Genomic DNA, 10,600 nt, shown 5'->3' with positions numbered 1-10,600 from the left:
TCACTCAGAGTTTTAGCCCACCCACAAAATATTACAATAAACACCCAATCATCACGCGTTGCGCAATGAGGCGTCATAATTCACCTGCCCTTTGTACAAGCATCAGCCGAATGAGCTGATAACCAGCCTTGCGCTACAGCCGCGCTATTCCTTCTCCTCCGGCACCAGCAAGAACACGTCCTCCCCCGGCCGCTTCATCACGTATTTCTCGCGGGCAAACTTTTCCAGCATCTCCGGACTGCTCAACAGCTCGGCCCGATCCTGTTTTACCTCCTCTATTTTGCCGGTATAGTACTGCTTCTGCTCCTGCAACTCGCGGTACTTATCGAGCATCTCGTACTGCTTCAGCAGGTCGTTCGAGTCAAACAGCAGCATCCACACCAAAAACGCCAGCCCGGTGAGCAGGTAAAAGTTGCGCAGCAAACGTGGTACGCGCCCCAGCACGTCAGAAAAACGCATAGCCAAAGATAATCACGGATTCCGGCGGATTTTCCGGATTGCACGGATTTCGTGGACGATTGCCCGGACAACCGCAAGCAGTTGACATCGTTACCGGGCTGTTTGCGGGTTCAGGTCACAAAACAAAAAGGCCGGGACACGAAGCCCCGACCTTTTTGATCATCTACACGTGCAATCCGAACCGAAGGTCGGCGGAGCCAGAAATCCGCCGAAATCCTTGATTACATGTTGCGGCCGGGGAAGTAGGCCACCTCGCCCAACTCCTCCTCGATACGGAGCAGCTGGTTGTACTTGGCCATGCGGTCCGAGCGCGACATCGAGCCGGTCTTGATCTGGCCGGTGTTCAGGGCCACGGCCAGGTCGGCGATGGTGCTGTCCTCCGTCTCACCCGAGCGGTGCGACATGATGCTCTTGTACTTAAAGCGGCGGCCCAGGTTCACCGCGTCGATGGTTTCCGACAACGAGCCGATCTGGTTCACCTTGATCAGAATGGCGTTGGCCACGCCCTTGTCGATGCCTTCCTGCAGGCGCTTCACATTGGTCACGAACAGGTCGTCGCCCACCAGCTGCACTTTGTCGCCCACGGCGTCGGTCAGCTGCTTCCAGCCGCTCCAGTCGTCCTCGTCCAGGCCGTCCTCGATGCTGATGATGGGGTACTTGCGGGTCCAATCAGCCCAGTAGTTCGCCATTTCCGAGGAGGTCAGCTTGTCGCCCGAGCTCTTCTTGAAGTGGTAGTGCCCATCCGAGTAGAACTCCGAAGCGGCCGCGTCCAGCGCAATCATCACGTCGTCGCCCGGCTTGTAGCCGGCCGTTTCGATGGCCTGCAGCACCACTTCGATGGCCGCCTCGTTCGACTCGATGTTCGGTGCAAACCCGCCTTCGTCGCCTACGTTGGTGCTCAGGCCTTTCTTCTTGAGCACGTTCTTCAGATGGTGGAAGATTTCCGAGCCCCAGCGCATAGCCTCGGTGAACGACTTGGCGCCCACCGGCATGATCATGAACTCCTGGAAGTCAATCGAGTTGTCGGCGTGCGAGCCGCCGTTCAGGATGTTCATCATCGGCACCGGCAGCGTGTTGGCGCCCACCCCGCCCACGTAGCGGTACAGCGGCATGCCCGCTTCCTGCGCCGCGGCCCGGGCCGCCGCCAGCGACACGCCCAGGATGGCGTTGGCGCCCAGGTTGGCCTTGTTCGGCGTACCGTCCAGCTCCAGCATGATGCGGTCCAGCAGCGCCTGCTCAAACACCGAGAAGCCCACCAGCTCTTCGGCAATCTTGCTGTTGACGTTGTCCACGGCCGTCAGCACGCCCTTGCCCATGTATTTCGACTTGTCGTCGTCGCGCAGCTCCACGGCTTCGTGCTTCCCGGTCGAGGCGCCCGAGGGCACGGCGGCGCGGCCCACCACCCCGTTGTCGGTGGTCACGTCTACTTCCACGGTCGGGTTACCGCGCGAGTCAAAAATTTGCCGGGCATTGATGGCGGCGATGATGCTCATAATCGGAGAATGAAAAAGTGAATTGCGGGCCTGACCAGCCCATGGGGAATCAGTCAGCAAGGCCCATCCCACACGGGCCCGATGGCAAAGAAACACAAGTGCCGGGGATTCGCCTAGGTGACAGGCCAAATCAACCGTTTGCGCAGACCAAGAATGCCCTACCACCTTCTTGTCCCTGACACCACCTGACTTTTCCGGCGCTCCTCCCACCACGATTTAGTACCGTCTGGAAAGTCCGGTAGCTACGCTGTCCCAGTTTCTGGCTTATTCGGAGGTCCGGTAGCTCTCCACCAATGGTTTCCGCCCTACCGGAAGTCCGGTAGATCATCTTACATTGATTTCTGCGCTACCGGACCTCCGGTAGCCCAAAAAACATGTACAAAACTGCTACCGGACTTCCGGTAGGCTCGAATACAGGTGCAGCTGCCTCCACCGGAAGTCCGGTAGCTTCCCAACAATGGTTTCCAGGCTATCGGACTTCCGGTGACCCAATTCAATATCAAAACGCACCCTATCTGCGCCGCCGTGGCTCCCCCTTCCGCCGCTTTATTCGCGGAATCTAAGGAGAGCGGGCCGGGGGGTGAGGTCACAAAAAAGGGACGGCTCCCGCAGGAACCGTCCCTTTCAATTCTAAGCGCTGTCAGCGCGGCGAATTACGAAGCCGACTCTTCGGTCTTGTCTTCGCGGGTTTCGCCTTCTTTCAGCGTTTCGGTAGCGGTATCAGCCGGAGCCGAGGTTTCTACCTGCGTGGTCGAAGCAGCGGGAGCAGCCGGAGCGGCACCTTCAGCTTTCTTACCACCGCGGCGCGAACGACGGGTCGTAGCCTTAGCCTCGCCAGCCGATTTGGCTTCCAGCATAGCTTCGTTGTAGTCCACCAGCTCGATTACGCACATATCAGCGTTGTCACCGGCACGGCCGGCGCTCAGCTTGATGATGCGGGTGTAACCGCCCGGACGGCCGGCAATTTTGCCAGCTACTTCGCCGTACAGCTCCTTGATGGCTTCTTTGTTCTGCAGCTCAGCAAATACGATGCGGCGCGAGTGCGTCGTGTCGTCCTTCGAGCGGGTCAGAATCGGCTCTACGTACTTGCGCAGCTCCTTGGCCTTAGCCGTGGTCGTCGTAATCCGCTTGTGCAGGATCAGCGAGATGGCGAGGTTCGACAGCATGGCGCTGCGGTGGGCGGTAGTCCGGCCCAGGTGGTTGTCTTTTTTACCGTGACGCATTGGTCAAGAAAAGTTAGTGGTGTGCTTGCGGACGACGACCACGGCGGGCCGAAACCTCATTAGAACCGCCGCCCCGGAGGGCACACCTAGTTGAATGTGGGAAATGTGATTAATGTGCGGAATGCAGAAGAATGAACCGGGTCGTGCGAAGCCGTCAAAACGGCATTTTCACATTACCCACATTCACCCGCATTCCGCACATTACAGAATTAGTCTTCTTCCAGACGGAACTTGGCCACGTCCATGCCGAAGTGCAAGCCTTTTTCCTCAACGAGGTTTTCCAGCTCGGTCAGCGACTTCTTGCCGAAGTTGCGGAACTTCATCATGTCGGCCAGATCCAGCTGCACCAGGTCGCCGAGGGTCTTGATATCGGCGGCCTTGAGGCAGTTGTAGGCGCGAACCGACAGGTCCATGTCCTGCAGCGGGGTTTTGAGGACCTTGCGCATGTGCAGCGTCTCTTCGTCCACGCTGGTCTCCTCTTCGGCCTTGGCCGTTTCGAAGGTCATCGTGTTGTCCGAGAACAACATGAAGTGTTGGATCAGGATGTTGGCGGCGCCTTTCAGCGCATCTTCGGGGTGAATCGAGCCGTCCGTGTGGATTTCCAGCAACAACCGCTCGTAGTCGGTCTTCTGCTCCACGCGGGTATTTTCGATGCTGTACTTCACGTTCTTGATGGGCGTGAAGATGGCGTCGATGGCAATCTGACCGAATACTTGGTCAGCCGGCTTGTTTTCCTCGGCGGGCACGTAGCCACGGCCCTTCTGAACCGTGAATTCGAACTCCAGCGAGGTGCTCGGGTCGATGTTGCAAATCACCAGGTCCGGGTTCAGCACCTGGAAGCCGTTGGTGAACTTGTTGATGTCGCCGGCCGTGAAGGACTCTTGGCCGCTGATGCGCACCGTGATTTTGTCTTCGATAACGTCGTTGATCTTCTTGAACCGAACTTGCTTCAGGTTCAGGATGATTTCCGACATGTCCTCGATAACGCCTTCGATGGTCTGGAACTCGTGCAGCACGTTGCTCGTGCGGACCGAGGTAATTGCGTACCCCTCGAGCGACGACAGCAGGATGCGCCGCAGCGCGTTGCCGATCGTCACGCCGTAACCCTTCTCCAGCGGTTTAAACTCAAACGTTCCGTAGAAGTCGTCGGATTTCTCCATTACGACCTTCTCCGGCATTTGAAAAGCGAGAATTGACATAGATGCGGATGTAAGGGATGTTGAAGGAAGGAAGAAACCAATGCAGGAGCCGGCCGCTGCCGGAATGGGTATTCCAGGCAGCGGCCGGCTCTGCTATCAGGCTTACTTCGAATACAGTTCGACGATCAGCTGCTCCTCGATTTTCTCGGGAATCTGGTCGCGCTGCGGCGTCGAGATGACCTTGCCGGCCAGCTCTTTGCCGTCCCATTCGAGCCAGCCGAACTGACGGGCGTTGCGCACCGACAGGCTGTTCACGATGGCTTCCAGCGACTTCGACTTTTCGCGCACGGCTACGATGGTGCCGGGCTTCACGTGGTACGACGGGATGTTTACTACCTCGCCGTTTACCGTGATATGCTTGTGCGAAACCAGCTGACGGGCAGCGCGGCGCGTCGGGGCAATGCCCAGACGGTATACCACGTTGTCCAAACGCGTCTCCAGGAAAGCCAGCAGGTTTTCGCCGGTGATACCGGGTACGCGGGCGGCTTTGTCGAAGAGGTTAGCGAACTGCTTTTCCAGTACCCCGTAGAGGTACTTCACTTTTTGCTTCTCCATCAGCTGCACGGCGTATTCCGACTGCTTCTTGCGGCGGCCGCGGCCGTGCTGGCCCGGAGGATATGCTTTCTTGGTGAGTGCCTTGCTCGGGCCGAAAATGGCTTCCCCGAAGCGACGGGCAATCTTGGTTTTAGGGCCGGTATAACGTGCCATTCTTGAGAGGTGATTTTTCTGGGAAGAAAAGAAAACTGCCTGACCACCATAGCTCCCTCACGGGGCGGTAGCGGCCACGCGTCTGCCGTTACTCAGACGCGGCGACGTTTGGGCGGACGGCAGCCGTTGTGCGGCAGCGGCGTCACGTCGCGGATGGTCTGCACCTCAATGCCCATATTTTGGAACGCACGGATAGCCGACTCGCGGCCAGCGCCCGGACCTTTCACGAACACTTCGCACTTGCGCATGCCCAGGTCGTAAGCCACTTTGCCGCAATCTTGAGCTGCGGTTTGCGCGGCGTAGGGCGTGTTCTTTTTGGAACCACGGAAGCCCATCTTGCCGGCCGAAGCCCACGAAATCACCTGGCCGTTGTTGTTGGTGACCGAGATGATGATGTTGTTGAACGAAGCCTTGATGTGCACCTGGCCGGTGGCTTCCACCTGCACAATGCGCTTCTTGGCTTTGTCTTTTCTCTTTTGTGCCATTTGGTTTTCGCAGAAAACGAGCGAGAGGTGTTGGCGGCAGTTGGAAAGTCATGAAGGCCCGCCGCCGATTCCCGCTATGAATTATTTCGTAGCCTTCTTTTTGCCGGCAACGGTCTTCCGTTTGCCTTTGCGGGTGCGCGAGTTGTTCTTGGTGCGCTGACCCCGAACCGGCAGCCCTTTGCGGTGACGGAGGCCGCGGTAGCAACCGATGTCCATCAGACGCTTGATGTTGAGCTGAACTTCCGAGCGCAGCACACCTTCGGTTTTGTATTCCGAAGCAATGATGCTACGGATTTCACCCGACTCGGCTTCCGTCCACTCGCTCACCTTCTTGTTCAGGTCGACGCCTGCCTTGGTGAGGATAGCCTGGGCCGACGAACGACCGATGCCGAAGATGTAGGTGAGGGCGATTTCGCCGCGCTTTTTGTCCGGGATGTCTACCCCTGCAATACGTGCCATGTTCTTCCTATTGCTTGTTGATTAGCCCTGACGCTGCTTGTAGCGCGGGTTCTTCTTGTTGATCACGTAAAGCTTCCCTTTACGGCGGATCACTTTGCAGTCGGCGCTGCGCTTCTTGACCGAGGCTTTGACTTTCATGTCCGGGGGGTTATTTGTAACGGTAAACGATTCGCCCCTTCGACAGGTCGTAGGGCGACATTTCGAGCTTCACCTTATCGCCGGGCAGAATCTTGATGTAGTGCATGCGCATCTTTCCGGAGATGTGCGCAATCAGCTGGTGCCCGTTTTCCAGTTCCACCCGGAACATGGCATTAGACAAGGCTTCCAGGATGGTTCCGTCCTGCTCAATCGATGACTGTTTGGCCATAAGGCTGCGAGGTCTGCTGTAACGCTTTTTCTATGTGGGCGAAAGAGGTTAGTATCTCCGCTTTGTGTTGACGAACCACTACGGTGTGCTCGAAATGCGCCGAGGGCTGTCGGTCTTTGGTTCGGATGGTCCAGCCGTCCTGTTCCTGCACTACGGCTTTGGTGCCAAGGTTCACCATCGGTTCGATGGCCATAACCAAGCCGCTCTGCAGTTTCAGGCCCGAGCCACGCTTGCCGTAGTTCGGCACTTCGGGCTTTTCGTGCAGGCTCTTACCGATGCCGTGCCCAACAAGTTCCCGAACCACCGAATACCCACGTTTTTCCACGTAGTTCTGAATGGCGTAGCCGACGTCACCCATGCGGTTGCCAGCTACGGCCTGCTCGATGCCCTCGTACAAGGACTGCTTGGTGGCTTCGAGCAAGGCCAGGATTTCCGGTTTCACCTCCCCTACCGGGTAGGTATAGGCGCTGTCGCTGTGGTAGCCGTTGAGCTTCACGCCCGCGTCTACCGAAACGATGTCACCGCTCTTCAATACATGGTTGCCGGGAAACCCGTGCACTACCACCGCATTGGGCGAAATGCACAGGCTGTATTTGAACCCGTTGTAGCCCTTAAAGGAAGGTACTCCGCCGTGGTCCCGGATAAACTCCTCGGCGCGCTTATCCAGCTCGCCAGTGGTAATTCCTTCCCGGATCATGCCCGCAACTTCCCCATGGGCACGAGCCAGCACATCAGCGCTGGCTCGGATCAACTCAATTTCGTCTTCGGTCTTGTAGAGGATCATGGCTTAGGAGGCCAGCGCAATGTTTTGCGACCGACCTTTCAGCTTGCCCGTTTTCATCATTCCATCGTAGTGGCGCATGAGCAGATAGCTTTCAATCTGATTCATGGTATCGAGTACCACGCCCACCATAATGATGAGCGACGTGCCGCCGTAGAAGGCTGAGAACGGACGAGTGACCCCAAACAACAACGCAATGGCCGGAAAGATTGCAATCAAAGCCAAAGCAATTGCGCCGGGCAGGGTAATGTGGGTCAGCACCTCGTCGATATACTCCGAGGTAGCATCACCAGGCTTCACGCCCGGCACGAAACCGCCGCTGCGCTTCAGGTCATCGGCAATCTGTTTCGGGTTCACGCTGATGGCGGTGTAGAAGTACGTGAACAGGATGATCAGTACCGCAAACACTAGGTTGTATTGCCACGATGTGTAATCCGAAAACTTCTGGCCGATGAACGTTGCCGTGTCGCTGTCCTTCCACGCCGAGGCGGCAATGGCCGGTACGAACATCAGCGACTGGGCGAAAATGATCGGCATAACGCCGGCCGCATTCACCTTCAGCGGGATAAACTGACGCTGGGCATTCAGTTGGCTTACGCCACCGACTTGCTTGGCGTACTGCACTGGAATCTGGCGCACAGCCTGCGTCAGGATGATAACGCCCATAACCACGAAGAACAGCACCGCCAGCTCGATCAGGAAGATCAGCGAACCACGCATCCCTTTCGCCGCGGCTTCCCCGATGATAGCGCCGGGAAAGCGCGAGACGATACCGATCATGATGATCATCGAGATACCGTTACCGATGCCCTTATCGGTGATTTTCTCGCCCAGCCACATGCAGAACAGCGTACCGGCCGTGAGAATAATCATCGTCGAGACGGTGAAGAACACGCCGGGGTTAACCAGCGCATCTGCGTTAATCGTGGCGATAAAGCCTACCGACTGTGCCATTACAATAGGAATGGTGAGCAGACGGGTGTACTGGTTGATCTTCTTACGTCCCGACTCCCCTTCTTTCTGCAGCTTCTGGAAGTACGGCACTGCGATGGTCAGCAGCTGCAGTACGATAGAGGCCGAGATGTAGGGCATGATGCCCAACGCGAAGATGGAAGCGTGGCTAAACGCGCCGCCGAGCAAGGTGTCGAGGATGCCGAAAATCCCGCCCGACTTGGTGTCGAGACGGGACGGATCGACGCCCGGCAGCACAACGTAAGAACCCAGCCGGTAAATGGCGATGAAAAAAAGCGTATTGAGAATCCGCGTACGCAGATCCTCAATCGCAAAAATGTTCTTAATCGTCGTGATAAACTTGTTCATCGCCGGCGTGCTTTGACTACAGGGTCACTGCTTTGCCACCCGCCTTCTCGATGGCTTCGATAGCCGATTGCGAGAAAGCGTGGGCGTGTACTTCCACGGCGGCGGTCAGTTCGCCACGGCCGAGAACTTTGATCTTGGCGTTTTTCGACACCAGACCGTGCTGGATGAAGTAGGCCACATCCATCGTACCCGTCGCCGATTTCTCGTTCAGGGCTTGCAGTACGTCCAGGTTGATACCCTTGTACTCCACACGGTTGATGTTTTTGAAGCCGAACTTCGGCACGCGGCGCTGCAGGGGCATCTGGCCACCTTCAAAGCCGATTTTCTTGGAGTAACCCGAACGCGACTTCTGGCCTTTGTGGCCGCGCGTCGAGGTACCGCCGCGGGTCGAGCCTTCACCACGACCCAGACGCTTGTTATTGCGTACCGAGCCTTCAGCGGGCTTAAGATTGCTGAGATTCATGATGAGCTGAGGTCTACAGTTCGGTTACTTCTACCAGGTGGCCAACCTTGGCTACCATGCCGGCAATAGCAGGAGTGTTTTCCACTTCCTTCACTGCGCCGATTTTGGTGAGGCCCAGGGCCTTCATCGTGCGCTTCTGACGCTCGGGGCGGTCAATTACGCTGCGCACTTGCTTGATTTGAATCAGTGCCATCGTCGCTTAGCCGTTAAATACTTTGGCGAGGGAGATGCCGCGCTGCTGTGCAATCTGCATCGGGTCGCGCATCTTGTTCAGGGCGTCGAAGGTAGCCTTCACCACGTTGTGGGGGTTTGAGGAGCCTTTCGACTTGGCCAGTACGTCCTTGATGCCGGCGCTTTCGAACACGGCACGCATGGCACCACCAGCAATTACGCCGGTACCGGCAGCAGCCGGCTGCACCAGCACGAAGCCACCCGAGTACTTGCCTTCCATCACGTGGGGAACGGTGTGCTTGTACAGCGGCACCTTCACCAGGTTCTTTTTGGCATCGTCAATGGCTTTGGCAATGGCGTCGGTTACTTCGTTGGCTTTGCCCAGGCCGTAGCCTACGGTGCCAGCGCCGTCACCTACTACTACGATGGCCGAGAAGCTGAAGCGACGACCACCTTTTACCACCTTCGCTACGCGGTTGATGGCAACTACTTTTTCCTTCAGGTCCGACTCGGTGGTCTTCGCCGTGGGTTTATTTTGCTCGCGCATAGCTGCTTAGAAATTCAGGCCGCCTTCGCGGGCACCTTCTGCCAATGATTTAACGCGACCGTGGTAGAGGTAGCCCGAACGGTCGAATACAACCGTCGTGATACCAGCGGCCGTTGCCCGCGAGGCCAGCTCTTTGCCTACGGCGGCAGCAGTAGCTACCGGCGAGTCGCCAACCGTTACGTTCTTCGACGAAGCAGCTACCAGCGTGCGGCCAGCGGTGTCGTCGATGATCTGGGCGTAGATGCCCTTGTTGCTGCGGAACACCGACAGGCGGGGGCGCTCAGCGGTACCCGACACTTTCGTGCGGATGTGGCGCTTGATCCGGAGTCTTCTCTCAGTTTTATTAAAAGCCATGATGCTCGGTTATTTCGAGGCAGTCTTACCAGCCTTACGACGAATCTGCTCACCAACGAAGCGCACACCTTTGCCTTTGTAGGGCTCCACCTTGCGCAGCGAACGAATCTTAGCGGCCACCTGGCCGATGAGTTCCTTGTCGATGCTGGTCAGGGTGATGATGGGGTTCTTACCTTTTTCGGTAACGGCCGTAGCGGTTACTTCTTTCGGCAGCGCCAGGAAGATGTTGTGCGAGTAGCCCAAGGCCAGCTCCAGCGTCGAGCCGGTAGCAGTTGCCTTGAAACCTACGCCCACCAGTTCCAGCTGGTGCGTGTAGCCGGTGCTGACACCGGTTACCATGTTGTTGAGCAGCGAACGGTAGAGGCCGTGCATGGCCTTGTGGCGCTTTTGCTCGGTAGGACGTTCTACGACTACGGTGTTGTCTTCGGAGCGTACCGTGATGTCGCGGTCGACAGCGGTTTTCAGTTCCCCTTTGGGGCCTTTAACCGTGATGGTGTTGTCGTTATCAACCGATACCTGCACGCCCGAGGGCAGGCTGATCGGGAGTTTACCAATGCGGGACATATTGTCG

At 57.3% G+C, this 10,600-nt stretch carries 16 protein-coding genes; all 16 read right to left on the bottom strand.

The genetic code is table 11. The annotated features are described in order from the left end of the window. Positions 1-144: 144 nt before the first annotated feature. Positions 145-459, bottom strand: a complete 315-nt coding sequence (locus FDY95_RS17405; RefSeq protein ID WP_111478215.1) for an FtsB family cell division protein — start codon at positions 457-459, stop codon at positions 145-147. A 221-nt stretch (positions 460-680) separates the two neighbouring features. After that, positions 681-1,952: a phosphopyruvate hydratase gene (gene eno / locus FDY95_RS17400; protein ID WP_138079757.1), complete on the bottom strand. Its 1,272-nt coding sequence runs from the start codon at positions 1,950-1,952 to the stop codon at positions 681-683. A 653-nt stretch (positions 1,953-2,605) separates the two neighbouring features. Continuing rightward, positions 2,606-3,175, bottom strand: coding sequence for a 50S ribosomal protein L17 (gene rplQ / locus FDY95_RS17395; RefSeq protein ID WP_138079755.1), 570 nt, complete (start codon positions 3,173-3,175; stop codon positions 2,606-2,608). 209 nt (positions 3,176-3,384) lie between these two features. Then, a complete protein-coding gene (locus FDY95_RS17390; protein WP_111478212.1) occupies positions 3,385-4,374 on the bottom strand; it encodes a DNA-directed RNA polymerase subunit alpha in 990 nt (329 codons plus the stop codon). A 102-nt stretch (positions 4,375-4,476) separates the two neighbouring features. Next, complete coding sequence (rpsD, locus tag FDY95_RS17385; protein WP_111478211.1) at positions 4,477-5,082, bottom strand: 30S ribosomal protein S4; 606 nt, start codon at positions 5,080-5,082, stop codon at positions 4,477-4,479. A 92-nt stretch (positions 5,083-5,174) separates the two neighbouring features. Continuing rightward, on the bottom strand, positions 5,175-5,567 hold the full coding sequence (gene rpsK, locus FDY95_RS17380) for a 30S ribosomal protein S11 (RefSeq protein ID WP_138079753.1): 393 nt from the start codon (positions 5,565-5,567) through the stop codon (positions 5,175-5,177). A gap of 81 nt (positions 5,568-5,648) precedes the next feature. After that, complete coding sequence (rpsM, locus tag FDY95_RS17375; RefSeq protein WP_126691125.1) at positions 5,649-6,026, bottom strand: 30S ribosomal protein S13; 378 nt, start codon at positions 6,024-6,026, stop codon at positions 5,649-5,651. Between the two features lie 21 nt (positions 6,027-6,047). Beyond that, positions 6,048-6,164 (bottom strand): type B 50S ribosomal protein L36, encoded by a 117-nt coding sequence (gene ykgO / locus FDY95_RS17370; RefSeq protein WP_034256541.1) that lies wholly within the window; start codon positions 6,162-6,164, stop codon positions 6,048-6,050. A gap of 10 nt (positions 6,165-6,174) precedes the next feature. Beyond that, the gene (infA, locus tag FDY95_RS17365) at positions 6,175-6,393 is read right to left on the bottom strand and encodes a translation initiation factor IF-1 (protein WP_078013177.1); all 219 of its coding nucleotides are present in this window, start codon (positions 6,391-6,393) and stop codon (positions 6,175-6,177) included. Further along, positions 6,371-7,177 carry a type I methionyl aminopeptidase gene (map, locus tag FDY95_RS17360; protein WP_138079751.1) on the bottom strand — a complete coding sequence of 269 codons (807 nt, stop codon included), beginning with the start codon at positions 7,175-7,177 and terminating at the stop codon, positions 6,371-6,373. The genes infA and map overlap by 23 nt, the downstream gene beginning before the upstream one ends. 3 nt (positions 7,178-7,180) lie before the next feature. Continuing rightward, a complete protein-coding gene (gene secY / locus FDY95_RS17355) occupies positions 7,181-8,494 on the bottom strand; it encodes a preprotein translocase subunit SecY (protein ID WP_138079749.1) in 1,314 nt (437 codons plus the stop codon). 16 nt (positions 8,495-8,510) lie between these two features. Then, entirely contained in the window at positions 8,511-8,957 is a 447-nt protein-coding gene (rplO, locus tag FDY95_RS17350; protein WP_111478208.1) for a 50S ribosomal protein L15, read from the bottom strand. 13 nt (positions 8,958-8,970) lie between these two features. After that, a complete protein-coding gene (gene rpmD, locus FDY95_RS17345) occupies positions 8,971-9,150 on the bottom strand; it encodes a 50S ribosomal protein L30 (RefSeq protein WP_138079747.1) in 180 nt (59 codons plus the stop codon). Between the two features lie 6 nt (positions 9,151-9,156). Next, positions 9,157-9,675 carry a 30S ribosomal protein S5 gene (gene rpsE, locus FDY95_RS17340; protein WP_078013182.1) on the bottom strand — a complete coding sequence of 173 codons (519 nt, stop codon included), beginning with the start codon at positions 9,673-9,675 and terminating at the stop codon, positions 9,157-9,159. Positions 9,676-9,681: 6 nt separating this feature from the next. Further along, entirely contained in the window at positions 9,682-10,029 is a 348-nt protein-coding gene (gene rplR, locus FDY95_RS17335; RefSeq protein ID WP_138079745.1) for a 50S ribosomal protein L18, read from the bottom strand. A 9-nt stretch (positions 10,030-10,038) separates the two neighbouring features. Beyond that, complete coding sequence (gene rplF, locus FDY95_RS17330) at positions 10,039-10,593, bottom strand: 50S ribosomal protein L6 (RefSeq protein ID WP_078013184.1); 555 nt, start codon at positions 10,591-10,593, stop codon at positions 10,039-10,041. Between the last annotated feature and the right edge of the window lie 7 nt (positions 10,594-10,600).

The sequence above is a fragment of the Hymenobacter jeollabukensis genome (genome assembly GCF_005771675.1).
GTDB lineage: Bacteria > Bacteroidota > Bacteroidia > Cytophagales > Hymenobacteraceae > Solirubrum > Solirubrum jeollabukense.
This window is presented reverse-complemented; position numbering and strand designations above follow the sequence as displayed.